The 24010-nt window shown below is 43.8% G+C and carries 31 protein-coding genes; 12 read left to right on the top strand and 19 right to left on the bottom strand.

Annotation, left to right across the window (positions count from 1 at the left end; genetic code table 11):
• The 16 genes from ACE1CM_RS36050 to ACE1CM_RS35975 form a co-directional block, all read right to left on the bottom strand.
• A partial coding sequence (locus tag ACE1CM_RS36050) for a hypothetical protein (protein ID WP_374883744.1) occupies window positions 1-193 on the bottom strand: 193 nt, incomplete at its 3' end.
• Window positions 183-644 (bottom strand): cupin domain-containing protein, encoded by a 462-nt coding sequence (locus ACE1CM_RS36045; RefSeq protein WP_374883743.1) that lies wholly within the window; start codon window positions 642-644, stop codon window positions 183-185. The genes ACE1CM_RS36050 and ACE1CM_RS36045, both read right to left, overlap by 11 nt.
• Before the next feature lie 23 nt (window positions 645-667).
• On the bottom strand, window positions 668-1312 hold the full coding sequence (locus tag ACE1CM_RS36040) for a glutathione S-transferase family protein (protein WP_374883742.1): 645 nt from the start codon (window positions 1310-1312) through the stop codon (window positions 668-670).
• On the bottom strand, window positions 1309-1764 hold the full coding sequence (locus ACE1CM_RS36035) for a protein tyrosine phosphatase family protein (RefSeq protein ID WP_374883741.1): 456 nt from the start codon (window positions 1762-1764) through the stop codon (window positions 1309-1311). Before ACE1CM_RS36035 ends, ACE1CM_RS36040 begins: the two co-directional genes overlap by 4 nt.
• Window positions 1765-2142: a VOC family protein gene (locus ACE1CM_RS36030; protein ID WP_374883740.1), complete on the bottom strand. Its 378-nt coding sequence runs from the start codon at window positions 2140-2142 to the stop codon at window positions 1765-1767.
• Between the two features lie 195 nt (window positions 2143-2337).
• Window positions 2338-2556, bottom strand: a complete 219-nt coding sequence (locus ACE1CM_RS36025) for a 4-oxalocrotonate tautomerase family protein (RefSeq protein WP_374883739.1) — start codon at window positions 2554-2556, stop codon at window positions 2338-2340.
• Window positions 2557-2835: 279 nt separating this feature from the next.
• Window positions 2836-3981 (bottom strand): hydrogenase formation protein HypD, encoded by a 1146-nt coding sequence (hypD, locus tag ACE1CM_RS36020; RefSeq protein ID WP_374883738.1) that lies wholly within the window; start codon window positions 3979-3981, stop codon window positions 2836-2838.
• 23 nt (window positions 3982-4004) lie between these two features.
• A complete protein-coding gene (locus ACE1CM_RS36015) occupies window positions 4005-4265 on the bottom strand; it encodes a HypC/HybG/HupF family hydrogenase formation chaperone (protein ID WP_226592225.1) in 261 nt (86 codons plus the stop codon).
• Window positions 4266-4295: 30 nt separating this feature from the next.
• Window positions 4296-4898, bottom strand: a complete 603-nt coding sequence (locus ACE1CM_RS36010; RefSeq protein ID WP_374883737.1) for a hypothetical protein — start codon at window positions 4896-4898, stop codon at window positions 4296-4298.
• A gap of 169 nt (window positions 4899-5067) precedes the next feature.
• Window positions 5068-5685, bottom strand: coding sequence for a CBS domain-containing protein (locus tag ACE1CM_RS36005; RefSeq protein ID WP_374883736.1), 618 nt, complete (start codon window positions 5683-5685; stop codon window positions 5068-5070).
• A 428-nt stretch (window positions 5686-6113) separates the two neighbouring features.
• Entirely contained in the window at window positions 6114-8453 is a 2340-nt protein-coding gene (gene hypF, locus ACE1CM_RS36000; RefSeq protein WP_374883735.1) for a carbamoyltransferase HypF, read from the bottom strand.
• 23 nt (window positions 8454-8476) lie between these two features.
• Entirely contained in the window at window positions 8477-9688 is a 1212-nt protein-coding gene (locus tag ACE1CM_RS35995; RefSeq protein ID WP_374883734.1) for a hypothetical protein, read from the bottom strand.
• Window positions 9689-9834: 146 nt separating this feature from the next.
• Complete coding sequence (locus ACE1CM_RS35990; RefSeq protein ID WP_374883733.1) at window positions 9835-10710, bottom strand: NifU family protein; 876 nt, start codon at window positions 10708-10710, stop codon at window positions 9835-9837.
• Window positions 10711-10889: 179 nt separating this feature from the next.
• Window positions 10890-11114, bottom strand: coding sequence for a hypothetical protein (locus ACE1CM_RS35985; protein ID WP_374883732.1), 225 nt, complete (start codon window positions 11112-11114; stop codon window positions 10890-10892).
• Window positions 11115-11166: 52 nt separating this feature from the next.
• Window positions 11167-11427 (bottom strand): hypothetical protein, encoded by a 261-nt coding sequence (locus ACE1CM_RS35980; RefSeq protein ID WP_374883731.1) that lies wholly within the window; start codon window positions 11425-11427, stop codon window positions 11167-11169.
• 84 nt (window positions 11428-11511) lie between these two features.
• Window positions 11512-12471, bottom strand: a complete 960-nt coding sequence (locus ACE1CM_RS35975) for a hypothetical protein (protein ID WP_374883730.1) — start codon at window positions 12469-12471, stop codon at window positions 11512-11514.
• A 575-nt stretch (window positions 12472-13046) separates the two neighbouring features.
• Here ACE1CM_RS35975 and ACE1CM_RS35970 point away from each other — a divergent pair.
• The 8 genes from ACE1CM_RS35970 (at window position 13047) to ACE1CM_RS35935 (ending at window position 19163) form a co-directional block, all read left to right on the top strand.
• Complete coding sequence (locus ACE1CM_RS35970; RefSeq protein ID WP_374883729.1) at window positions 13047-14009, top strand: hydrogenase; 963 nt, start codon at window positions 13047-13049, stop codon at window positions 14007-14009.
• Window positions 13979-15715: a nickel-dependent hydrogenase large subunit gene (locus ACE1CM_RS35965; protein ID WP_374883727.1), complete on the top strand. Its 1737-nt coding sequence runs from the start codon at window positions 13979-13981 to the stop codon at window positions 15713-15715. Before ACE1CM_RS35970 ends, ACE1CM_RS35965 begins: the two co-directional genes overlap by 31 nt.
• A gap of 157 nt (window positions 15716-15872) precedes the next feature.
• A complete protein-coding gene (locus ACE1CM_RS35960) occupies window positions 15873-16229 on the top strand; it encodes a hypothetical protein (RefSeq protein ID WP_374883725.1) in 357 nt (118 codons plus the stop codon).
• Entirely contained in the window at window positions 16213-16668 is a 456-nt protein-coding gene (locus ACE1CM_RS35955) for a hypothetical protein (RefSeq protein ID WP_374883723.1), read from the top strand. The genes ACE1CM_RS35960 and ACE1CM_RS35955 overlap by 17 nt, the downstream gene beginning before the upstream one ends.
• A gap of 351 nt (window positions 16669-17019) precedes the next feature.
• Entirely contained in the window at window positions 17020-17505 is a 486-nt protein-coding gene (locus ACE1CM_RS35950; RefSeq protein ID WP_374883721.1) for a pentapeptide repeat-containing protein, read from the top strand.
• Between the two features lie 298 nt (window positions 17506-17803).
• Window positions 17804-18085, top strand: a complete 282-nt coding sequence (locus ACE1CM_RS35945; RefSeq protein WP_374883719.1) for a UPF0175 family protein — start codon at window positions 17804-17806, stop codon at window positions 18083-18085.
• Window positions 18085-18567, top strand: a complete 483-nt coding sequence (locus tag ACE1CM_RS35940) for a DUF3368 domain-containing protein (RefSeq protein ID WP_374883717.1) — start codon at window positions 18085-18087, stop codon at window positions 18565-18567. The genes ACE1CM_RS35945 and ACE1CM_RS35940 overlap by 1 nt, the downstream gene beginning before the upstream one ends.
• 122 nt (window positions 18568-18689) lie before the next feature.
• Window positions 18690-19163 carry a hydrogenase maturation protease gene (locus ACE1CM_RS35935; protein WP_374883715.1) on the top strand — a complete coding sequence of 158 codons (474 nt, stop codon included), beginning with the start codon at window positions 18690-18692 and terminating at the stop codon, window positions 19161-19163.
• A 107-nt stretch (window positions 19164-19270) separates the two neighbouring features.
• Here ACE1CM_RS35935 and ACE1CM_RS35930 read toward each other — a convergent pair whose 3' ends face one another.
• From ACE1CM_RS35930 to ACE1CM_RS35920, 3 genes are all read right to left on the bottom strand, one after another.
• Window positions 19271-19900 (bottom strand): ribonuclease H-like domain-containing protein, encoded by a 630-nt coding sequence (locus ACE1CM_RS35930; RefSeq protein ID WP_374883713.1) that lies wholly within the window; start codon window positions 19898-19900, stop codon window positions 19271-19273.
• Between the two features lie 161 nt (window positions 19901-20061).
• A complete protein-coding gene (locus ACE1CM_RS35925; protein ID WP_374883712.1) occupies window positions 20062-20547 on the bottom strand; it encodes a hypothetical protein in 486 nt (161 codons plus the stop codon).
• A gap of 46 nt (window positions 20548-20593) precedes the next feature.
• Window positions 20594-21007, bottom strand: coding sequence for a hypothetical protein (locus ACE1CM_RS35920; RefSeq protein ID WP_374883710.1), 414 nt, complete (start codon window positions 21005-21007; stop codon window positions 20594-20596).
• Between the two features lie 198 nt (window positions 21008-21205).
• Between ACE1CM_RS35920 and ACE1CM_RS35915 the strand changes: the two genes are divergently transcribed.
• From ACE1CM_RS35915 to ACE1CM_RS35900, 4 genes are all read left to right on the top strand, one after another.
• Window positions 21206-22153 (top strand): NB-ARC domain-containing protein, encoded by a 948-nt coding sequence (locus ACE1CM_RS35915; RefSeq protein WP_374883708.1) that lies wholly within the window; start codon window positions 21206-21208, stop codon window positions 22151-22153.
• 58 nt (window positions 22154-22211) lie between these two features.
• Window positions 22212-22592, top strand: coding sequence for a hypothetical protein (locus ACE1CM_RS35910; RefSeq protein ID WP_374883707.1), 381 nt, complete (start codon window positions 22212-22214; stop codon window positions 22590-22592).
• 182 nt (window positions 22593-22774) lie between these two features.
• Complete coding sequence (locus ACE1CM_RS35905; protein ID WP_374883706.1) at window positions 22775-23317, top strand: Uma2 family endonuclease; 543 nt, start codon at window positions 22775-22777, stop codon at window positions 23315-23317.
• A 54-nt stretch (window positions 23318-23371) separates the two neighbouring features.
• The coding region (locus ACE1CM_RS35900; protein WP_374883705.1) for a molybdopterin-dependent oxidoreductase at window positions 23372-24010 on the top strand (639 nt) is incomplete at its 3' end.

The raw sequence follows: 24010 nt of genomic DNA, 5'->3' as shown, positions 1-24010 counted from the left end.
CTACTTTCAGAGTTGAGTTGATTGATGGGTGGGTTACCCTGTCGCTAACGCACCCTACTTTCAGAGTTGAGTTGATTGATGGGTGGGTTACCCTGTCGCTAACGCACCCTACTTTCAGAGTTGAGTTGATTGATGGGTGGGTTACCCTGTCGCTAACGCACCCTACTTTTCTAACTACTTTTCTAACTTTCATACGGACTTCCATCTTTGTGGGCGAATACCCAAACTCCAGAATTATCTTTGGCGATTAAGTCATTGTCGGGATAGGTTACTACATCGTTAGGCGTGCGATCGCCTACTTCTAAATACTCTACAACTGCATTTGAGCGATTGATTAAATGATGTCCATCTGCCTCTCCTGCTGGAAAACCTGCTGCCATTCCTGAGTGCAAAATTTGCTCTCCGGCGTTGGTGACTAAGGTAACTTCTCCCGACAAAATGTAGATAAATTCATCTTGGTTAGTATGCCAATGACGCAGTGCCGAACAACTCCCCGGTTCGAGTTTGACGAGATTGACGCCGAAGTTTTTTAACCCTGCTGCATCTCCCAATCGCTTTTTAATTCTGCCTGCAACTAACGGTTTAAATTGTTCGGGGTAATTTGAAGTTTTTCTATCTGGTATGTTTTGCGGATCGATTAACATGGCGCAACTCCTTGTCAGGTGCTTTAAGCAGTAATAACTTCTGGTTCAGCTATTGCTGCTGCTACCCATTTTTGCATGGCAGTCAGCGACCAAATTGCATCGGCGTAAGCTTTGGAAATGGCGTCTAGCTGCACGTCGTAGGTGATAAAACGAGAGACGACGGGGGCATACATAGCATCGGCAATGGTGAAATTGCCGAACAGAAAATCGCCGTTGCTGCCATATTTTTGCCGACATTCGCGCCAGATGTTAGTGATGCGATCGCAATCTTCTTGCACTCCCGGATTCATCCCTTTTCCAGGATAGCGGGCGCGGCAGTCCATTGGCATATTTTGCCGCAATTTCATGAATCCTGCGTGCATTTCAGCGCTGATAGAACGCGCGATCGCTCTCTTTTCTCTATCTTCTGGCAACAAATTGCTATCTGGAAATAACTCGGCTATATATTCGCAAATGGCAATAGATTCCCACACCGTTAGCCCATTATGAATTAAAACTGGCACTTTTCCCGATGGGGAATATTGCAATATTTTTTGGCTAGTTTCTGGCGTGTGTAGGGAAATTCGCACTTCTTCAAATTCAATCCCTGCTTGCTGCATTGCCAACCAAGGGCGCAAAGACCAGGAGGAATAATTTTTGTCGCCGATAATTAAGGTAAGGTTTGTCATTGTTTTTGGTAATGTTCCATCGCCTGCTGGATAAAATTTTGCCAATTTTCATTTGGTATCCAAATTTGATGTAAATCTTGCGTCGCCTGTTCTTTACTTATCTGTTCGCGAATCAGGCGATAGAGATACACGAACGCCGAAACTCTCATATTTGCCGCACAGTGGACAAATATAGGTTTATCGGCGTTCGCTTCTAGGATATAAAAAAAGCGGGCAAGATCGTCAAGGGTAGGATTTTCCCAAACTACGGGAATATGAACGTACTCCATCCCCAATGATTCCACAATTTGTTTCTCATTAGGTAAGGCATTTGAAGATGATGTCAGCGCCAGATTTACAACTATTTCGTAACCCGATTCTTTAATCGCTGCAAATTGCGCTTCAGTGGGTTGTCCGGATGTTGCCACTGAATCTGATAGTTTAAGAAAGTTGTAAATCTCCTCGATTTTCATTCAACTTGCTGGTTCGTAAAAGGTGATGCAGACACCCGCCGGATCGAGAACTACAAATTCTTTCACCCCCCAAGGTTTTGTTTCTAACTTTCCATTGGGATGAATTATCTCTTCTCCTTTGCTTTGAAACTCTTGATAAAGTTGTTCGATGTTGGTGACGTGGATGCGAATGCTAGTTTCTTCTGCGAGTTGTTTGTAATCGTTTTTGACTAGAAAGATTTCTGCCGTGTCGCGTTTTACAATTGCCATCCGGATCGGGTTTGCTTCTTTAAAGATGGTGGTAAATCCAAGCTTTTCGTAGAATGCAATCGCCACCTCCACATCGCTACCAGCGGGAATCAGAGGACTGATATTGCCCAAAACAGGTTGTTGGTTCATAGTTGTCGATCTTGCATCAGTTTCACCGCCCGCCCGGAGATTTAAATCCAAGGGCTTTTAGCTAAAGTCCTCTCAAGAGGACTGGGAGAAATTTTAGTCCATTTTAATGGACTTTTGCTATTAGCCCGGAAATTTATTTCCGGGCGGGCTTTATTTCCGGGCGGGCTTTGCGGCTTATTTCAACAATTTAACCAACTAGCTGGTAACTTTTTCACCATGTCTGCCGCTATGTTTATCTGAGTGTAATTCACCTCCCACTGCCCAATTTTCTCTCTCGAATTCATCGATGTGAATCGTTACCCACTCTGGCTTGGTTCCCAGTGTAGAAACTAGCGTTTCGGTGATGGCTTTCGCTAGTTCTCTTTTCTTTTCGATCGAATGACCTTTGGCAATTTGGACGGTTACGAAAGGCATAATTTACCTCCTGAGATTGTCCTTGTGATTCAGGACTTACGCAAGTGTCAAAATCGGTGGCTGGTGCGTGACGTTACAAGTCTCATTGCTACGTTGAAATTTTCTCACAACGTCACGCACCCTACAGAAAAAATATTCCTAGCGGGGTTGACCCCTCCCCAACCCCTCCCCGCTTCGGGGAGGGGCTTAAAGCCTCCCTCTTGCACCCCCTTCCCTTGCAGGGAAGGGGGCTTTTGGGTTAGGTTTTTTGATTTGCCAACAGGCTGCGATCGCTCGCTTTTAAACCGTTACTTTTTCTTTTTCAGCTATCGGTTGTTTGGCAAATTTGTCGAGTCTTCCGTATTTATAATAGGCTGCACAAGCTCCTTCAGAGGAAACCATACAAGTTCCAATCGGAGTTTCGGGGGTGCAAGCCGTACCGAAGACTTTACACTGCCAAGGTTTTAACACTCCTTTGAGGATTTCTCCACACTTACAAGCTTTATGATCTGCGACTTTGACGCCGGGAACCGTAAATTTAACTTCGGCGTCGAATTGGGCATATTCTGCCCGAATTTTTAACCCGGAATTGGGAATATCTCCCAAGCCGCGCCACTCGAAGGTTTCTCGCACTTCAAATACTTTATTCATGGCTTCGAGGGCATTAATATTCCCCCGTTCTTGCACGAGTCGATTGTATTGGTTTTCGACTTCGCAGCGTCCTTCTACGAGTTGCTGTAATAGCATCCAAACCGATTGCAAAATATCTAAAGGTTCAAATCCAGAAACCACAATCGGTTTATGATATTCTTGGGCAATAAATTGATAGGGTTCGCTGCCAATTACCATGCTGACGTGACCGGGGCCGATAAATCCATCGAGTTGCAAATCGGGATTATCTAGCAAGGCTTGCAGGGCGGGAATTACCAGGACGTGATTGCTAAACAGGCTGAAGTTTTTAACGTTTTCTGCCGCTGCTTGTAAAACTGTAAAAGCAGTGCTGGGGGCGGTAGTTTCAAACCCGATGGCGAAGAATACAACTTCTTTATCGGGGTTTTCTTTAGCAATTTTGAGGCTATCTAACGGCGAGTAAACCATGCGGATATCTGCGCCTTGTGCTTTGGCTTGCAACAGGCTATATTTGGAACCCGGAACCCGCATGGCGTCGCCGAATGTGGTGAAGATGACCTTGGGGTTTTGAGAGATGGCGATCGCATCATCTAATCTCCCTTTTGGCATCACGCATACCGGACATCCAGGACCATGAATAAACTCGATGTTATCCGGCAGCATGTTTTCGATGCCATACTTAAAAATCGAATGAGTATGACCGCCACATATCTCCATTATTTTGAGCGGCTTTTCTAATTGTTTCCCTAATTTTTGGATTTCCCAAAGTAAGGCTTCGGCTTTTTTTGGCTCGCGGAATTCATCGACGTATTTCATAGGTAATTGCTAATTGCTAATTGTTAATTGCTTAAAATGGCTTGGGCTTCTGCTAGTTCTTGTAATAATTGCAAGGTTTCGGCGGCTTCTTCTTCGTCGATGCGGTTCATCGCAAAACCGACGTGGACTAGCACCCAGTCGCCGATACAAGACGCGGGGGGATGTTGTTCGTCAACGATGCAAGCGATATTTACTTGGCGCTTGACTCCACCTACGTTAACGATGGCTAATTTTTGATTCGCGTCGGTTATTTCTACTATTTGACCGGGAATTCCTAAACACATTTTTAATCTTCCTTTTTTCTGTTATTCTTGTCACCGTGTTAGAATATCTAGTACTATTGATGCTCCAAATTCTGATTCAGGATCGATTTCCTGAATTTTTTCTGTCACTGCTTTGGCTTGTTGGACTTCTCCCATTTTAGCTAAAATAAAACCCGTCGCGGCATAAGCATTTAAGTACCGCCTGATCTGGGGTTCTTGGCGGCGAATTGTTAAGATCGGTTTGAGTTTTTCCCAATCATCCGGTAAGTTTTCCGCTCTTTTAACGGTTGCCAAAATTTTCTCTGCCATCTGGAGCGCCATGGGATTATTTCCCTTGTAGTAAAAATAGCGATAGGCGGCAACCAGAATGTCTGGATAAGCTTCAGCTTCTGCCAGAGCTTGATTCATATATTCATCGGCAATGGCGGTATTTTCCCAGTTGTCTACTGCCTGCATTAACAGGCTTTTGACCGATTCTGGGACTTGATACCCGGAAAACGTATCTTGGCTAGCTTTCATAGAATGATTGTGAGCGATCGCAAATCCCCGAGCAAACTTCAACTGGTTTTTCTTAACAATTGAGATAAATTGTAGGTTGGGTTTCGTGACCTCAACCCAACCTACGTCTGATATGATGTCCGCTGAATTGCCCATAATAAAAAAACCTCACAGAGTTGTTGCGTAGGGACTAAGGCTAAAGAGATATCTGGGATAAACATATAACGTTGATCTTGCCGTGTCCCGGCTTCTAATTATGGGTAATCGACCGGACATGATATGACACAGAAACCCGGTTTTTCAAAAAAACCGGCTTTCACCAATACTAGGCTTTGACCCGCAGATCGGCAGGGGGTGTTAGTAAAGCTTCAACAAATAGCTCTTTCGCAGTTTTTTGTGGTACTTTGCCACTTTGGAAAGCTAATTCAGCTTCAAGTTCGTCTACTAAATCCCAAGCGTCGTTTGCTTCTTTCGTGTGAGTTCCGTAAGTAGCAGAAGCAGAGCGAGCATCGGAAACTGCTTGTTTGAGTTTTTGTTCGAGGAAAGAGATCTTGGGATTTTCTAGGAAGTCGCTCTTGTGGACGATGTCGCCAACAGAAATAATCCCCAATAATTCGCCAGCAATTACGGGCGCTTGTAAAATTCCCGTCTGACCAAATAACCGCGCTACGTATTCAATGCCCAGATCCGGGTTGACGACAATGCAGGGTTTGGTCATGATTTCATAAACGCGCACCTGCTTGGTATCTTTGCCGTATGCAACGACTTTGAACGCAATATCTGCTTCGGTGACAATCCCGTAGGCGTCTTCATCGCTGCGAGTTTCTACAACGAGCGATCGCACTCCCTTCAACCGCATTAATTTTACTGCGTCTTCTACCGTTGCAGAACCGCGAATCAGCGCGACATCTTGCGTCATTATGTCTTTAGCTTTCACGATCAATGCTCCTTCAATTAATTGGTTTGTGTTAGAAAATCAAGCGGATTTTAAACTGCTGCAATAAACCACTCACCACAGCCAATCTGATGTGCATGAAAACTTTAATGTGTGGCATTATCAGAGATTTTTTATTCCTCCCTGAAACATTGAAATTTTCTGGGAGAAGACCTACGCATTCCCCGCTTTTTTAATTTTAGAGATATTCTCTTTACCCTCACTTTTGAGGGCAGATTCAGGAGTACGTATGTCTACTCGCTTCTTTGAGTTATGGTTTACTGCGAACAATTTAACCTACTTTTATAGTATCACCAATACTTCGGCGAACTCTGAATTTTTCTTTTCCTTAATATTTGTCAAATTCTCATGGCTCAGGACTTACGCAAAGAAACCGGGTTTCTAAGATAAAGAGATCCCAGTAAGAAAGCGGGTTTCTAATTAAACAGGGCAGCAGCGATCGCCGCTTGTCCCAGGGATAAACCGCCATCATTGGGCGGTACGATGCTATGAGTGAGTACGGTTAATTTTTTTACTTGCAAGCGCCTGGTAATTAGGTCTAACAGGAGACAATTTTGCCAAACGCCGCCGGATAGGACAACTTGATTAACCAAATAGCGATCGCATAAGTGGTCAACCATGTCTGCGATCGCATTAGCCAAACCTTGATGGAATTTTGTAGCAATAGCAGATTGAGTCACCTGCTGCTGCAAATCCTCCAACAAAGCTTGCCACATTGGACGCGGTTCCAGGTAGGGGATACTATTTAAAATCCCAATCTCAAAGGGATAAGCAGGGGTATCATTTAAGCTATTGATATCAATTAATGCTTCCATTTCAATTGCCGCTTGTCCTTCATAGCTGCACTCTTCCCGACATATACCAATCGCCGCCGCCACGGCATCAAATAAGCGCCCGCAAGAAGAAGCAAGGGGAGAGTTAATCCGTTTTTCTACCATCTGATTTAGCAGGTTAAGAGGCTTTTGTGTGAAAAAAGTCAATAGGTCTAAATCCCTATATTTTTGGTGTAAATCCTGCCAGTTGAAAGCTGCTGTCAAGTGGGCGTAAGTATTGCGCCAAGGTTGATAAATCGCTTGTTCGCCGCCAATCATCGCCACGGGTTTGAAGGTTCCCAAGCGTTTGTAACTGCGATAATCTGCTAAGAGGAATTCCCCTCCCCAAATTGTACCATCATCGCCGTAACCCAATCCATCTAAAGCAATTCCTAACACGGGTTGCGTATCGAGGGGAAGGTGATTTTCTGCCATGCAAGCGGCGATATGGGCGTGGTGATGTTGGATTTGGTAGAGTTTTAAATTATTCGCGGCGGCGAGTTCATGCCCTAGTTTGGTGGAGAGATATTCGGGGTGTTGGTCGGTGGCGATCGCGACGGGTTTATGCTGGAATAAATTCAAGTACAAATTCAGCGTATCTCGATAAGCATTAAATGCGGCGGCATTTTCCAAATCCCCCAAATGTTGAGATAAAATTGCCTCCCCATCCCGCACCAAACAGAAAGTATTTTTCAACTCGCTACCCATTGCCAAAATATGGGGGGCAGCTTTAAATCCATCGGGTAAGGTAATGGTAGATGGCGCATATCCTCTAGCGCGACGGATTGTTTGCAACTTGTCCCCAATCGCGCGCACGACAGAATCATCAATTCGGTTAACAATATCTCGATTGTGGAGTAAGAAATAATCGGCTATTTTCCCTAACTTTGACCGCGCTTCATCGTTATCAATGCATTGCGGTTCGTCGGAAAGATTACCGCTGGTTAATACAATTGGGCGTTCCATCCGCTTTAAAATTAGATGATGCAGCGGCGTATAAGGAAGCATAAATCCAAGGGTATTTTGTCCTGGCGCAACCGCAACAGCAATGGCATTTTCGATTGTGTCTTTCCTTGGCAATAAAACAATCGGTGCGGCGGGACTTTGTAGTAATTCTCTTTCCTTAGCGCTGATAGTGCAAGACTTTTCAATAATTTCTATATCCCGCGCCATTAAAGCAAAGGGTTTGTGATAGCGTTGCTTGCGCTGACGCAATTTTTGTACGGCAGTTTCATTCGTCGCATCGCAAGCTAAATGAATTCCCCCTATCCCTTTAATCGCGACAATTTCACCCCTTTGTAATAAGGTACAAACTGCATCCACATCATCCATCATCGAGAACATAGAAGCAGTCACGGGTTTACCATCTGCGCGTTCTAACCATGCAGAAGGACCGCATTTATAACATGCTACAGGTTGGGCGTGAAAGCGACGATTTTCTACATTGTGATATTCTTTTTCGCATTCCGGACACATGGGAAAATTCGCCATGCTAGTGTTGCGACGATCGTAAGGAATTGCCCGAATAATACTTAAACGAGGTCCGCAATGGGTGCAATTTGTAAACGGATAGCGATACCAGCGACTAAACGGGTCGAGTGTTTCGGTTTTGCATTGGGGACAAGTAGCAGCATCGGGGGCAATTTTAGTGCGGACTTTACTGCTAATACTGGCAGCGATAGCGAAATCATTTAACTCGGATAAATTGCCTTCATAACCCGTGCGAATAATTGCTTCAATTTTGGCTAACGGCGGACATTCTTCCTGCAACCTTTGGACAAATTCATCGATGGATTCATTAGTACCAGATGCGCGGATTAAAACGCCTTCCCCGTCGTTGCAAACATCTCCTTTTAATCCGCAAGCTTTAGCAAGGCGATACACCGTAGGACGAAATCCTACGCCTTGAACTGTGCCGCATACCCTGATTTGTTCTTGAGTCATTGCTAATTGCTAATTGCTAATTGCTAATGGGTTAGATGCCATAATAAAACTCGATTATTCCCCGCATCGGCAATAATTGCTGTATTCCCGCAAATTTGTATCGCGTAAGGCCAACAAAAAGTATCTCGCATCGCCAGTCCGAAATCGCGATTTTCGCCTTGACTTTGAAAATCTCTTTGTCCGGCGATTCCATCTGCATCAGCCCCCTGTAAAGATAAAATTGATGGTGGCTTTTTCCATCCCAATAATCGGGAATTCGCCGTATCGGCAACGAATAACCAATCGCCCCAAGTGCCAACGCCATAAGGCAGACTCAAACTACTAGGAGTCGGACAATAAACTCCTTGATTCATCTCCACCGATTCAAAATCCTTTTGTCCCAAAACAACGGCACAAGGAGTGTTATTTTCTGCGGGGATTCCTTCCCAAATCATTGCGCGGTTATTTCCGGCATCGATCAGGACTAGATTATCTTGCCAAAAGGTGATGCTATGAGGCCATCTCATACTAGAAGCAGTAGGAGAATCGCCGCCGTTTTCGTTACGAGAAACCATATCAACCTGTCCCAAAACCACATCCGCAGGTTGACCGTTTTCTTGCGGTAATTCATTCCAAATCAACAACCGCCGATTTCCCGTATCCGCAACAAACAATCGCCCTTGATGATACAAAACCCCATAAGGCCAGTGTAAGGTATGGGCATCCGCATCCAAACTTCCCCGATTCGATTCGTTGTGGGTAAAATCCGCTTGTCCCAACACCAAATCTGCTGGAACATTACTATCTTCCGGCAGACTTTTCCAAATCAAAACGCGATGATTCCAAGCATCCGCTACTGCCAATCCTGCCCCACAAACGCAAACGCCAGTCGGTACGCTTAACGTTGCCCTTCCTGGCATTTTTTTAGCATTTTGTCCTTCAGAATTAAAGTTTGGTTGTCCGATAACCCAATCAGCAGGTTGTCCATCTTGTTGAGGTCGATTTCGCCATCCCAATAATCGATGATGTCCCGTATCCGACACCCACAAAGCGCCTGTTTCTGAGGTTAAACAAGCACCGCGAGGGCCAAATAAAGTAGTAGCACTCGGTGCGACGGGAATTGCTAATTCACCCTGTGCGGGACTTTTACCTAAAATTACCTCAGCACCTTGAGATGAAAGAGGCAAAGGTTGAGGTTGCTTTTTCATTTCTAAGTTAGGTGCTGTTGCAGGACTAAGCTTAATTCTGGTATCCATTTTTTTAAGCAGTTTGGATTGAAATTTTGTCCTATTCTCGCCTAGCTTCAAAGCCTACCTGGACCCCTCCCCAACCCCTCCCCGCAGCGGAGAGGGGCTTTCTCTCTCTTTCTCCCCCAACGCTAGCAGGGAAGGGGGCTGGGGGGTTAGGTTTTTTCCACCTGCACAAATACTTTATTCCCATCCACTCGCACGGGATAAGACTCCAGGGGAAGTTCTGGCGCAGTCAAGCATTCACCAGTCTCTAATTTGTACTTAAATCGGTGAAAAGGACAAGTAATGATGCCGTTACTAACCTGACCCATATCTATAGGATAGGCCAGGTGAGTGCAAGCATTGCGGTAACAGGTAATTTTGTCACCTTTACGCCATAAAATCACCCTTTGCCCATCAACCTCTGCTGCTAAAACACCCCATTCTGGAATTTTTTCAACCCTTGTGACTTCAACCCATCTATCTTCCATTGTACCCTCAAAGGGACTGGTTAAACTCAGAGCGGCATCCTTGGTCTTATTAACCGCAACTACATGGGTAATTTCCGGACAATAAGCCTTGATTGTATGTTCTATTCCTTCAGTTAAAGTCAGGCTGGAAGCGACACAATGGCTGCAATTTCCGATTAACCGTATTTCTACCGTATCCGGTAATTTAACTGCCACCAATTCCACATCCCCGTCATGGCTTTTCAAGCTGGGGCGTACTGCTTCTAAAGCTGTCTGAATTCGCTGTTCTAAAGGTGCTTGCGGCGGTTTTACTAATTCGTGATAGCGCAAGATTCCGTATACAACCTCATCTTCAACAGCATGGCGTAATGCTTCCAGTGATTCTTGCTTAACGGTGCGAATTAACCGGGTTAGCGCTTCTTTATGTAAATCTTCAATCGCTCTTTTTAATCCAACAACAACACAGCGCTGACCTTCATCCCACTCGGAAATAATCGCCTCAAAGCGGCTGATTTCTGCGACTAATTCCTCTAGCGTCGATTTCTCTTCAACGGTTGGTTTATCCTTGGCGATGGTCATAATAAATTGCTAATGGTTAATTGCTAATGGCTAATAAACTTCTCCAATAACTCTTGTGGGATAGGCGTCTTGTGGGATAGGCGTCTTGTGGGATAGGCGTCTCGCCTGTCAAAGAGTTTGTTCGAGAGGTCTAATCGCTAAATGGGGATGGGGAATTATGGCATCCCTATCCCCAATTTTTACTTCATTTTGATGTCCTTTAGCAAAAATGGCATGATTGCGCCTGTTGCTAAACTCGAGACTGTCACTGGAAACCAAAATGGAACTTCAGTTTGTGCCAAGGATACCAGCAACAGCGAACCAATCCCCGCACCAATCGCACTTTGCCGATAAAAATATCCGGGGTTTCGTAGCAGCTTTCCTTTGAGAAGTAACTTTGTAGAAAACCAGCCGACTTCTAACATGATTCCTCCTAATGGGTAATGGGTAATGGGTAATTGGTAATTGGGGAAAGGTTTATCCTACGAATCTGAGGATAACTAGCCCGATTAATACGGCGGGAATTACACCCGCAGGGCCAAATAATCCACCAATCATAGCAGCCAACTGATTCCCTAAATCTTTCCCACCCACCAACACTCCGCCAATTGCACCGCCGATTACCGATAAAGCGGCTGCTAACACTAACCACACCAATCCTGTTACCAGATTGATATCCCCAGCCGCCAAGCTGGTGAGAAAGTCTTTCAAAGTCGGGCTTGTCAAAATTTCATCCATTGTCTGTTCTCCTCTTAATCAATTAGCAATAATTATTACTTATTACTTATTGATTCGCGATTCTTTTCCATTAGCTATTAGCCATTAGCCATTAGCGATTTCCTGCAATGCTTGGGCTACGGTTTGCGCTTGTTCTATCTGTCCGTATTGGGTGAAAATTTCCCACGCTTCTTGATAGTAAGCAGTTGCTTGGGCAAGATTTTTGGGATTCCCCGCTTCTGGTTTTTCCCAGTCGTCGGGTAAGTTAGAAAGGGCGTTGGCTTTGTTAGAAATTGTGTTGGCGTATTCTAAGGGGGTGTCTTGACGTGTCCGCACTTTTAACGCTTCGTCGTATGCTGCGATCGCTCGCAAATTATTCTCCACCGGATGGGAACTCGGCAAGTATTGCAAAGCGTTGCCCAAATTATTCTGCAACATCGCATATTCGCTGGGATGATCGATAAGGTTAATGTGCTTTAGCGCCTCCTCAAACGACTGCACAGCCAAACCTTGCCGCAACTCTTCCCCCGCCGCCGCTAACGGCATCGAAAGGTATGCGATCGCAATATTATTGTGCAAAATCGCAAATTCCTGGGGATACGCATCTGCGGTAAACACCCGCAACGCCCGCTGATACGCCGAAATCGCCTCCGCCACCTTCGCCAAATGAAACGGCACCAGGGATTGCAACACCAGTCCCAAATTCATCTGCGCTTCCGCCACTTCCTCCGGCGAGGCAAATTCTTGCAACACCGGCATCGCTGCTTCATACCCCGCCTTCGCTTGCATCAGCAAATCCGTCCCCTCCGCCGGGATTGTGCGTAACGCCGTCGCCATTCCCGCCGTCGCCCTCGCTTTCAGTAGGGGATACTCCTCACCGCACAAAGCGATCGCGCGATCATACAGGGTTACCGCGTCCTGCAACTCCTTGGCACTTTTGGGCTTTTTCTGAAAACCCAGTGCCATCTCGATCAGCATTTCGATTTTTTCCGGCGTTGTTGCTGATTCTGATTCTATCGCTGCAATCGCTGCCTTCACCGCCGCATCGGTGATGCTAGGTGTCACCACCACCCTCCTTTAACCAGGTAATGATTTAACGCCCACTTCACAGAACTATAAAACACCTTTCTTCTAAAAATCTAGACTTTATTTTCAAATGTTTACAATCCGATCCATTTTTTTAACCCCCTTTTATTTTTCTCAAAAATTGCCCGCTCTCGTCATAATCTGACTAAGCTATTGGAATGATTCTGATTATATTGACATTTTTTATCAACTATATTTAAACAAACAATTTGTTGTTTAAATAGATGAAAGATAGAGGATAGTAAACGGCTAAAGCCTTTTCATACAATGCTTTCAACAATAAAACCAACATCGTCATTCGACATCCTAGCACTAAGCTGACCTTTATAAGTTGCCGTTTTTGAACCAAAAAATTGTTGTTAAAAATACTTTTTAAGGTTTTCTTCATACTTGCCAGAAGCGAATTATAAACTTTTATTAAACCTAATAGTCTTAAATCGAAAATTGCCAGATATTGAGAAATAAGAGTGTAGAAGCGAGTGGCGATTTCCTGCGGGAGGCATAAAAATCGTCACCGTGATTTGGCATTGGAAACAATAGAAAAAATTTAGCTTATGGTAAACGTACTGTGGCTGCAAGGTGCTGCCTGTTCTGGTAACACCATGTCATTTCTCAACGCCGAAGAACCCACCGTCTGCGATTTAATTGCAGATTTTGGTATCAACGTGCTTTGGCATCCATCCTTGGGATTGGAATTAGGCGGAAACTTGCAAAAACTCTTGTGGGATTGCATAAACGGCAAAATTCCCCTAGATATCCTAGTTTTTGAAGGCAGCGTCGTCCAAGCACCCAACGGCACCGGAACTTGGAACCGTTTCGCCGACCGTCCGATGAAAGACTGGTTAAACGACCTTTCCCAAGTCGCCAGCTTCGTCGTTGCGGTGGGAGACTGCGCCACCTGGGGAGGAATTCCGGCAATGGAACCCAACCCCAGCGACTCGACAGGATTGCAATTTCTCAAACGCAAAGAAGGCGGATTTTTAGGCACAGAATACCGTTCACTAGCCGGATTACCTGTCATTAACATCCCCGGATGTCCGGCACATCCAGACTGGATAACTCAGATATTAGTTGCCATAGCAACCGGAAGAATTAGCGACATTGCCCTCGACGAATTAAATCGACCCCAAACCTTCTTCAAGAGTTTCACCCAAACAGGATGTACCCGCAACGTACACTTTGCCTACAAAGCATCCACCGCCGAATTTGGACAGAGGAAAGGTTGCCTATTTTACGACTTGGGTTGTCGCGGTCCGATGACCCATTCATCCTGCAACCGGATATTGTGGAACCGAGTTTCATCCAAAACCCGTGCCGGAATGCCATGTTTAGGTTGCACCGAACCAGAATTCCCCTTCCACGACCTCAAACCGGGAACCGTTTTTAAGACCCAAACAGTCTTAGGAGTGCCCAAAGAATTGCCAGTAGGCATGAACAAAAAAGACTACGCCTTGCTTACAATCGTGGCAAAAGATGCAACGCCAAAATGGGCAGAAGAGGATATTTTCACAGTGTAGGGTGCGAAGCGCGATCGCGTAACGCACCGGCTGGAATTGGTGCGTTACACTTCGTTAACGCACCCTACAATTCCTGTCAACTATCAACTGTCAACTATCAACTATCAACTATGCCAGTACAAACATTAGACATTTCCCCAGTCGGGAGAGTAGAAGGCGATTTAGATGTCCGCGTCGAAATCGAAGATGGATATGTCACCAACGCTTGGACGCACGCCGAACTGTTCCGAGGATTTGAAATTATCTTACGCGGAAAAGACCCCCAAGCCGGATTAATTGTCACCCCTCGCGCTTGCGGAATTTGCGGCGGTTCCCACTTAACTTGTGCATCCTGGGCGCTAGATACCGCCTGGGGTACGGAAGTTCCGCGCAACGCAATTTTAGCTAGAAACTTAGGTCAATTAGCCGAAACGATTCAAAGCATTCCTCGCTATTTTTACGGCTTATTTGCCATAGACTTGACCCATCAAAAATACCAGCACAGTCCATTTTATGATGAAGCGGTAAAACGCTTCGCCGCCTTCACTGGCAAATCCTACGAATTAGGCGTGACAATTTCCGCCAAACCCGTCGAAATTTACGCATTATTAGGCGGACAATGGCCTCATTCCAGCTACATGGTTCCCGGCGGTGTCATGTGCGCCCCGACGTTAACCGATATTACCCGCGCTTGGTCGATTTTGGAATATTTCAAAACCAATTGGTTAGAACCTGTTTGGTTGGGATGTTCCTTAGACCGCTACGAAGAAATCAAGACCTATGACGACTTCATGGCGTGGATTGACGAAAATCCCAATCATGCCAATTCCGACTTAGGTTTCTATTGGCGCATGGGGTTAGATATCGGTTTAGATAAATACGGCGCGGGCGTGGGTAAATACGTCACTTGGGGATATTTACCCCACGAAGATCGCTATCAAAAACCGACAATTGAAAGTCGCAATTCTGCCGTGATTATGAAGAGTGGCGTCTACGACAGTTTCACCGACACTCACCGATTAATGGCTCATACCTTTGCCCGCGAAAATACCGCCCACGCTTGGTATGAAGAAGGCAATGCCGACGTTCATCCCTTCGACCGGACAACTAAACCAATTCAGAAAAATACCAAAGATTTCGAGGGTGCTTATTCTTGGTCAAGTGCGGTACGTCACCAAGAATTAGGCAGATTAGAAGCAGGTGCCTTGGCGCGTCAATTAGTTGCCGGTGGAAAACATGGGGAATCTTGGCAACATTATGATGGGTTTATTCTCGATGCTTTCAAACAAATGGGTGGGGCAAATATTCACCTGAGACAATTAGCACGAGTTCACGAACTTGTCAAGTTATATCGAGAAGCAGAACGCTGCTTGCGCGAATTTAAACTCAACGATCCTTGGTATATTAAACCAACAGAAAAAGATGGTCGGGGATGGGGTGCAACCGAAGCGGCGCGGGGTTCTTTGTGTCACTGGGTGGAAATTGAAGGCGGCAAAATTAAGAATTACCAAATGATTGCCCCCACGACTTGGAATGTAGGCCCCCGCGACGGCGAAGGTGCAAAAGGGCCAATTGAAGAAGCATTAATTGGGACGCCAATTCAAGATGCTACCGATCCGGTGGAAGTTGGTCACGTCGCGCGATCGTTTGATTCTTGTTTGGTGTGTACAGTTCACGCCCATGATGCGAAAACTGGGGAGGAATTAGCGCGTTTTCGGACTGCGTAGTAAATAGCTAATGGCTAATGGCTAATGGCTAATGGCTAATTATAGTAGGGTGCGTTAGGCTTTCGCCGTAACGCACCGTCAACCGTCGGAGAACCAGCCGATTCAACTGGTAATATAATCACAGTAGCAATTTCAAAAAATACCAATTTTTAGGATCGTGGAAAGAATTTATAAAGTCGATCGGTTAAATTCAGCTTACTGTTATCCTCTGCTAGAAACTTCAGATTTAGAGTCAACATTCCTGCAACTGGCAGAACAATGGCGACGGGAAACAGGCATGATGTCTTTAGTTACAAAAATGTCCATGCACCCCGCTTACCAAAGAATAATCGGCATGGGTCAACCTGTCGTCCCGTTGATTTTGCGAGAAATAGAGAGAGAACCGGATCATTGGTTTTGGGCATTGCAAGCGATTACAGGTGCAAATCCCGTGCAGTCAGAACAGCGTGGCAGGTTGCAGCAAATGGCAGCAGCATGGGTACAGTGGGGAAAAGAAAATGGCTACAGATGGTAGGTTGGAAACGTACAAAGAAGATGAATTCCCTAACTTAGTTGCTACTGGATATCGCATCACCAGTTCTCATTCAAGAAATTACAATTGTTTCGCTTGGGCAGCAAGTGAAGATGACCGTTGGTGGAATCCTTTAGAACCAGAAAACCCCTACTATTGGCCTGATGGCGTACCGGCAGAATTAACGATGGCAGCTTTTATCCAAGCTTATCAAACTTTTGGATTTAGTCCTTGCGATCGCTCAGATCTAGAACCGGGTTTTGAGAAGATAGCAATCTACGCTACACCTGATGGCGAACCTACCCACGCTGCTAGACAATTACCCAATGGTAAGTGGACGAGTAAACTAGGACGATGGGAAGATATAGAGCATGAATTAGATGGGTTGATCTGTGAAATGTATGGTTCTGTGAGGCAAATTCTAAAACGGCCTATTTTGTGAGGCGATATGCCTCCGGCACGCTGCGCGATCGCATAAATCAACCGCCTTTTTTCTCCAACTATTTTATATAATCGCAGTAGCAGTTTCAAAAAATAGCAAGCTTTAGGCTCGTGGAAAGAATTTATAAAATCGATCGGTTAAATTATGCTTAATCTTATCTTCTGCTAGAAACTTCAGATTAGAATGATGCCAAACTCCGAGCAAGATGTACCTCAACGCCCTGTTTCGCGGCAATGGATCGATCCTCGTTCATGTGCCATAGGTTGTCTGGGCTATGTAGCAGGAATAGTGACTCTGCCAATCGTTATATTTCTATGGTCGAATACACCCGAGATTAAAAGGGAAAGATTTTTGGATAGAGAGACTAATAAATGTCAGCAATGTGACTTATCCAACCAAGACCTAGCATTGAGAAATTTAAACAACGCAGATTTGTCAAAAGCAAACCTTCAAAATGCGGTTTTAGGAGGAGCTAAATTAAAGAATGCTAATTTTTACCATGCTAATCTTAAACAAGCTGTGCTGCGGCAAGCCAATCTAGAAAATGCTATTTTTAATGGCGCAAATTTGGAGAAAGCAGATTTCCGTTGTGGCGCTGGGACTTGTACTTATCTCGCTAATACAAGCTTTAGAAAGGCAAATCTAACTGGTGCTGATTTTAGATACGTTGGATTTACGCCAGTGGGTGAGATAGGATTACCAAATGTTGATTTTACAGAAGCAGATTTAAGTGAAGCTAACTTTGAGGGTGCTAGCTTAAAAGGAGCTTTGATCGAGCGAGCTAAGTTATGTAAAACAACAATGCCTGATGGAAAGATTTCAAATCGAGATTGCTAGATTTGACGAGGGAGGATCGTATTAGTCAGTAGGGTGCGTTAGCGATCGCGTAACGCACCAAATTCAACAATTTCACGACTTACGCAAAGAAACTAAGGGCGAGCCGAAAAATCGTTGGTTTGTCAACGAGAAATCGACTCGGAAACCGGGTTTCGACGCTCCTCGTGCGTAAGTCCTGAATTTGAGAGTAAATTGCATTCGTTGCTTATCGGTGAAATGCGTTCTCGCAGCGTGCCAGATGGCATATCGCGTCCCATACCAGCTATGCTTAGGATAGACTCCATAGGCGAGGCTGAATATGCAAATCACAATTGAACTACCAGATGAACTGGCTCACCACCTAGAGGCAAAGTGGGGCAATTTGGAGCAGAAATTATTAGAACTACTGGTTCTCCAAGCTTATATTGATGTGCTGATTAGCAGTGGCAAAGTCAGGGAATTGCTAGGGATGGCTACCCGCTTAGAAGTCGATGCTTTTCTCAAAGAAAAGGGCGTATACCTGCACTACGATGAGGCTGACTTTGAGCAAGATTTATTGACAATGCAAAAACTGGAGAAAGAGGGCAAGATTAAGAGATAATGATTGTTATTTCAGATACCTCGCCTCTGTGCTATCTACTGCTAATTGATTTAGTTGATTTATTGCCGCAATTGTATGGTCGAGTGATTATTCCTCAAGCGGTGCGCGATGAACTATCCGCGCCTGGAGCGCCTGATATAGTTCAAATCTGGATATCGCAGCCTCCAGAATGGCTTGAGATTCAAACTATTACAAATCAGCCAGATATGATGTTGAGTCAGTTAGATTTAGGCGAACTCGAGGCGATTGCTTTAGCTGAACAGTTAGGTGCTGATGCAATCTTGTTAGATGATAGGGAAGCAAGACAGATAGCCACAGAGCGGGGATTGGAAATTATTGGGTTGCTTGGTATTTTGGGTGCGGCTGCAAGCCGAGGTTTAGTAGATTTTTCTATCGCCATAGAGCGGTTACAACAAACCACATTTCGAGCTTCATCTCGCCTGATTCAATCCCTACTGGAAAGGTATCAACAGAATGAGTAATGTAGCCTAGAAGGAAACCAGTTAATTTGCTGGGCTAAAAAATGCTATTCATTTTTTTATAACTGCGATCGCTCTCCATTTCAGTTCCTGAAAAACCCAGATTTTGTCAGAGGTAATCTTACATGCTAACTATTATTGGTTGCGGTAATCTCAATCGAAATGATGACGCTGTCGGTGCAATTATTGCCCAACGCCTCCAGCAATTTATTGCCGAAAATCCTTACCCAAATGTCCAAGTTTATGACTGCGGTACGGCGGGAATGGAAGTAATGTTTCAAGCTAGAGGGAGCAAACATTTAACAATTATTGACGCGAGTTCGACGGGTTCCGAACCGGGTGCAGTGTTTAAAGTTCCTGGAGAAGAATTAGAAGCCTTGCCAGAACCTAGTTATAATTTGCACGATTTTCGCTGGGATAATGCTTTAGCTGCGGGGCGAAAGATTTTTAAAGATGATTTTCCTCAAGAAGTGACGGTTTATTTAATTGAAGCGGAAAATCTTGGTTTTGGGTTAGAATTAAGTCCGGCTGTTCAGCGTGCTGCCGATATTGTTTTTGCAGAAGTGACTGAAATGATTAGGAATTATGCCGGAAATTGAGTAGCCATCGCACCTTTAATTGGCAGGTGGGAGAGGGGAGGCGATCGCACAAGAATACCAATCCACCCAGTACGAAATATGTGCGATCGCTCACTCACTGACTCAAGTTAATATTCAAACACATCTTTGTATTGCAACAAATCTTGTTCAACTATCGTTGGCAAACATTGAAGGGATTTTTGAGCTAGTTCCCAACGATTTTCCCGTTTCAACATCGTTGTTAGTTTCTGCCGCAGACTTAGCAGATAGCGAACATCATTAACTGCATAGCTGAGTTGTTCTTCAGATAAATCTGTAGCGCTACCCCAGTCAGAAATCTGAGCAGTTTTATTTAATTCGACTCCCTCTAGTTCTTTCACTAGATCCTTGAGACTGTGGTTAGCACTGTAAGTACGGGCTAACTTACTAGCAATTTTTGTGCAAAATATGGGTGTAACTTGAATGCCAAGATGATGACTTATTGTCTTCACATCAAAGCGAGCAAAGTGGAAAACCTTAATAATTTTTGGGTCTTCCAGTAAGCGCTTAAGATTTGGTGCTTCACTTTGTCCCTGTGCAATCCGAATTACTGTCACTTGGTCTTTTTCGTTACAGAGTTGCACTAAACACAAGCGATCGCGCACTGGAATTAGCCCCATAGCTTCAGTGTCAACCGCAACAGCTTCGTTCTCTAAATACTGAGATAGAGCTTGCTCTGATAAGTCGCGATCGCCAACTTGAAATTCTTTAGATTCCATATTACAAAAAATGCTGATTGAATGACTCTCGTATTGATATTATAGGCTAAGCTTTAATTGGATTAACTCATTTTCTAAGCATCTGATTTAAATTTGTAATCAACTATCTCTTGAGCTTTATTTTGTAATACTAAATTTTCTAAATCTCGTTTAATTTTATCCTAATGACAATTAACCCCTCTATTTTCAAATTTAAAAGCTGGTAAAATCTCTTTGGTTGATGACATAAAAGGGACATGAACAGCACACTTCTCTGTCATATACAAAGAGTAAGGATTAGAAAGAAAATGACCGTAAACTTTTAATTTGGTATTAGCAGATCTAATCCGGCGCAATATAGATATTGTTTGATTGATCTTGGCTTTTACTTCTTCAACAGTCGTATCTTCTTTCCTGGCAATAACTTTTATGGCTTCAGATTCTGGATGCAACAAATAAAAGGTTGTTTCCTTGTTAGGATCTGAAAATCTTTGCGCCATTCTTGGTTCATTGTTAGAAATCCAAGTCCTGCCGTCGTTCAGCAAAATAATTAGTTGTTTTGCTTCTAAAATTATTTCATTTATTTCAATCCTGTTAGCATCTTCATAAATTTTAACAAGCCCCAAGTTATCAATTTGTTCCACCAGGTTTAATCTATCTTTTAACAAATTTGTCTAATCCTCTATTTTACCAATTATTCTAGTTTTTAACTCATCAGATAATCTTTTTTTTTTCGTATATTAATAATGCCACAGTCGTGTAATCATCCTCCATTTTTTGGTTCAATAAATTGTAATCCTTGTCTATTTTTTTTATAATTTCCTCGTAATCATTGTCTACTTTTTTTATAATTTCCTCGCTAAAATATCTGGTTTGAGATTGAAAAATGTCTATAAAACTATTTTTCAAGAACCACTCAGAAATGCCAGTCCACAAACCACTAACTATAAAAATTGTTGAAATTTTTATGAGTATACAATATAAAATGACCACCCAGCCAGCTTGTTGTGATTGTGATAGTTGTAACGAAATTACTAGAAAAATTAGTCCCGTAATTACAAAAAATGTAACTGCTCCTATACTTTTTAATTCAAAAATTTGTCTCAGCAACGATCCGCGTGCCCACATTGTGATTAACACCTATTTGATCTGGATTGACCATCGTTTTTTATATCATAGACAAAAAATTATGTCTTTGTCAGTAGGAAAAAATCGGAAAAAATCGGCAGATAGAGAAATTTAAAAAATTGAATTAATCAGAAAGAATCGGAAAAAATCGGAAAAAATCGGATTAGAATATGTAAAGCCACAACATTTAGCCGAGCAATGGACGTTAAAGAAGTGTTGAAAATAGCCGATCGCCTAGTTTTTGCAAATACGGGAAAACACTTAGACGATCTGCAACAAGCTATAGTGCGGGGGGTTTTGCAAGGTCAGAGGTACTCGAAAATAGCAGAGGAATACAAGTGTACTGAAGGTCATGTCGGGGATGTTGCCTCTGAATTATGGAAGATTTTCTCAAATGTATTGGGGGAAGATGTCAGTAAGTCGAATTTTCGCTCTACAATGGAGCGTTGTCGGTTCTCTATTTCATCAAATTTTGCAACAGACTTTGTACAAATTAATAACGTCAACCTTTGTAGAGAAAGTTTACAATCAAAAGAAGTTCGCTCGCCACTACGAGATGGGCAAACATCTCAGGAAAACAACACTATCAAATTACGTCAAGACTTAAATGATGCGCCTGATATCGGCAGTTTTTACGGACGTAGTGAAGAACTGAATATCCTGGAAAAATGGATAGTGCAAGAACGCTGTCGCCTAGTGGCAATTTTGGGGATAAGCGGGAGCGGGAAAAGTGCGATCGCCGTGCAGTTAGTAGAGAAAATTCAGGATAAATTTGAGTATGTTATTTGGCAGAGTCTCCGCTGCAAACCACCCATCGAAGTAATACATAAAAACCTAATTCAATTCCTATCTAACCAGCAGGAAACAGAGTTACCAGTCAACGCAGAAGGTAGACTATCCCAGCTAATAGAGTATTTGCGAAAGTACCGCTGTTTGGTGATACTCGATGATGTGCATCATATTTTCAGCAGCGGACAACTAGCTGGTTGCTATGAAACTGGATACGAAGATTATGGATTACTATTTAGAAGATTAGGAGAATTAGCTCATAACAGTTGCTTGGTGCTGCTTAGTTGGGATAAACCAAGAGAAATTGCTGCACTAGAAGGCGAAAATCAACCTGTTCATTACAATTGGATGGTTTAGGTGCAGCAGCGCGGGAGATACTCAAGGAGAAAGGTCTGAAGAGGAAAAATGGGAAGATTTGATTAACCTTTACCGAGGTAACCCATTATGGTTAAACTTAGTTGCAAGGCTGAGTAAAGATTTATTAGGTGGCAGAGTTTATGATTTGATTAAATATGAGACGCTAGTTTTGAATGAGGATTTAAAAGATATATTGCATCAGCAGTTTAATCGATTATCAGAGTTAGAAAAACAGGTGATATCTGTTATAGCGAATGTGGACGATCTTGTTTCAATTTCAAAATTGCTGTCAACTGTACAATTATCGCCATCTGAGGTATTCAATGCGATGCAATCTTTGGGACGGCGTTCGTTAATTGAGAAAATAGAAGGTAGTGAAACGCTTTTCACTCTTGATCCTGTGGTGAGGGAGTATGTGAAAATTGAGATTAGGCATTAGTCTCATCACCCGCCAGGGGTTTAAATGTTTGTAGTCAGGACTTTAGTCCTACAGCTTGGGGTGAATGAGGACTCTAGTCCTCACTACGAACTTATGATGTGATGTAGGGCGCACGCACCTACCTCACAGTTAATATCCTAAAGCGGCGATAATATTAGTAAGCACTCTCAAGGCAAATACCAATGTTAACCACCACAGAAATATCAAAAGTCTTGACGCTAGAAGACTATATGCTCAATCCCCCCGATAAGACAGAATGGGTAGATGGGCAATTAGTCGAGAAAAACGGCATGGCAGCAAAACAGGGTCGAATTCAAGCTAGACTCGCTAGGTATTGGGGAAATTACATCATTTCCAGCAATCAAGCTGGAGAAGTTTACACCGAAACTCCTTGTCGCACGGTGGGAAGAGGGCGCTGTCCTGATGTTTCCTACATCACACCAGAACTACTGACACAATTTGGTGTTAATTTTACCGTCCTACCTCAGAGTTTCCCGCTGATTGCTGAGATTGTTTCCCCAACAGATCAAGCGGAAGAAGTATTTACAAAAGTCAGAGAATACTTAGAATCCGGTTGTCAAGAAGTTTGGCTAGTTTTTCCTGAAAGTCAGTGGGTTTTAGTAATCACCCAACAGCAGCAGAGATTGTTTAATTTAGGTGAGGTAGCTAGCAGTCAGATTGTTCTCCCAGGTTTTAGCATATCCGTCGATGAATTGTTAGCTTGAAAAACTAGCGCTTTGGTTGTTAAATCAAAAATTATAGTTTCTTGAAATACTGCCATGTTAAACAAACCTAAAAAAAGCTGGACACCCGAAAACTGGGCAAGTTGGAAACCCTTCGGCATCGGCGAACAATATCCTAATAATTATTGGGAAGTTTTTCGCGCAATTTGGATGTCGCGAGACAACCTCCCTTATGCGTGGGAAGTCCTTAATAAAGGTGTCTGCGATGGGTGTGCATTAGGCACAACGGGAATGAAAGATTGGACAACAGATGGCATCCACGTATGCAATGTGCGTTTGCGTCTGTTGCGAATGAATACAATGCCAGCATTCGATCCGGCAATTTTGGCGGATGTCTCGCAGTTAAAAGGTAAGCGCAGTGCCGAGTTACGCGATTTGGGACGCTTGCCTTATCCGATGATACGCCAACGGGGAGAAAAGGGATTTAAACGGGTGAATTGGGATGAAGCAATAGATTTGATTTCTAGTCGCATCCGCAGTGCGATCCCCCCCAGCCCCCCTTGCCAAGGGGGGAGCAGGAGTGACTTCCAACCCTCCCTTAGTAAGGCAGGGGGGTTGGAAGAATTTGCGCCCCCCTTGACAAAAGGGGGGTTGGAAGAATTTGCGCCCCCCTTGACAAAAGGGGGGTTGGAAGAATTTGCGCCCCCCTTGACAAAAGGGGGGTTGGAAGAATTT

It is taken from the genome of Microseira sp. BLCC-F43, assembly GCF_041929235.1.
GTDB lineage: Bacteria > Cyanobacteriota > Cyanobacteriia > Cyanobacteriales > Aerosakkonemataceae > Microseira.
The sequence above is the reverse complement of the archived record's forward strand: the minus strand, read 5'-3'. Positions and strand labels throughout refer to the sequence as shown.

Bases quoted from the DNA above. Each gene is read 5' to 3' on its own strand.
- ACE1CM_RS36045 (WP_374883743.1), bottom strand. From the start codon at position 644: ATGTTAATCGATCCGCAAAACATACCAGATAGAAAAACTTCAAATTAC.
- ACE1CM_RS36040 (WP_374883742.1), bottom strand. From the start codon at position 1,312: ATGACAAACCTTACCTTAATTATCGGCGACAAAAATTATTCCTCCTGG.
- ACE1CM_RS36035 (WP_374883741.1), bottom strand. From the start codon at position 1,764: ATGAAAATCGAGGAGATTTACAACTTTCTTAAACTATCAGATTCAGTG.
- ACE1CM_RS36030 (WP_374883740.1), bottom strand. From the start codon at position 2,142: ATGAACCAACAACCTGTTTTGGGCAATATCAGTCCTCTGATTCCCGCT.
- ACE1CM_RS36025 (WP_374883739.1), bottom strand. From the start codon at position 2,556: ATGCCTTTCGTAACCGTCCAAATTGCCAAAGGTCATTCGATCGAAAAG.
- hypD (WP_374883738.1), bottom strand. From the start codon at position 3,981: ATGAAATACGTCGATGAATTCCGCGAGCCAAAAAAAGCCGAAGCCTTA.
- ACE1CM_RS36015 (WP_226592225.1), bottom strand. From the start codon at position 4,265: ATGTGTTTAGGAATTCCCGGTCAAATAGTAGAAATAACCGACGCGAAT.
- ACE1CM_RS36010 (WP_374883737.1), bottom strand. From the start codon at position 4,898: ATGGGCAATTCAGCGGACATCATATCAGACGTAGGTTGGGTTGAGGTC.
- hypF (WP_374883735.1), bottom strand. From the start codon at position 8,453: ATGACTCAAGAACAAATCAGGGTATGCGGCACAGTTCAAGGCGTAGGA.
- ACE1CM_RS35995 (WP_374883734.1), bottom strand. From the start codon at position 9,688: ATGGATACCAGAATTAAGCTTAGTCCTGCAACAGCACCTAACTTAGAA.
- ACE1CM_RS35990 (WP_374883733.1), bottom strand. From the start codon at position 10,710: ATGACCATCGCCAAGGATAAACCAACCGTTGAAGAGAAATCGACGCTA.
- ACE1CM_RS35985 (WP_374883732.1), bottom strand. From the start codon at position 11,114: ATGTTAGAAGTCGGCTGGTTTTCTACAAAGTTACTTCTCAAAGGAAAG.
- ACE1CM_RS35980 (WP_374883731.1), bottom strand. From the start codon at position 11,427: ATGGATGAAATTTTGACAAGCCCGACTTTGAAAGACTTTCTCACCAGC.
- ACE1CM_RS35970 (WP_374883729.1), top strand. From the start codon at position 13,047: ATGGTAAACGTACTGTGGCTGCAAGGTGCTGCCTGTTCTGGTAACACC.
- ACE1CM_RS35965 (WP_374883727.1), top strand. From the start codon at position 13,979: ATGGGCAGAAGAGGATATTTTCACAGTGTAGGGTGCGAAGCGCGATCG.
- ACE1CM_RS35955 (WP_374883723.1), top strand. From the start codon at position 16,213: ATGGCTACAGATGGTAGGTTGGAAACGTACAAAGAAGATGAATTCCCT.
- ACE1CM_RS35945 (WP_374883719.1), top strand. From the start codon at position 17,804: ATGCAAATCACAATTGAACTACCAGATGAACTGGCTCACCACCTAGAG.
- ACE1CM_RS35940 (WP_374883717.1), top strand. From the start codon at position 18,085: ATGATTGTTATTTCAGATACCTCGCCTCTGTGCTATCTACTGCTAATT.
- ACE1CM_RS35935 (WP_374883715.1), top strand. From the start codon at position 18,690: ATGCTAACTATTATTGGTTGCGGTAATCTCAATCGAAATGATGACGCT.
- ACE1CM_RS35930 (WP_374883713.1), bottom strand. From the start codon at position 19,900: ATGGAATCTAAAGAATTTCAAGTTGGCGATCGCGACTTATCAGAGCAA.
- ACE1CM_RS35920 (WP_374883710.1), bottom strand. From the start codon at position 21,007: ATGTGGGCACGCGGATCGTTGCTGAGACAAATTTTTGAATTAAAAAGT.
- ACE1CM_RS35915 (WP_374883708.1), top strand. From the start codon at position 21,206: ATGGACGTTAAAGAAGTGTTGAAAATAGCCGATCGCCTAGTTTTTGCA.
- ACE1CM_RS35905 (WP_374883706.1), top strand. From the start codon at position 22,775: ATGTTAACCACCACAGAAATATCAAAAGTCTTGACGCTAGAAGACTAT.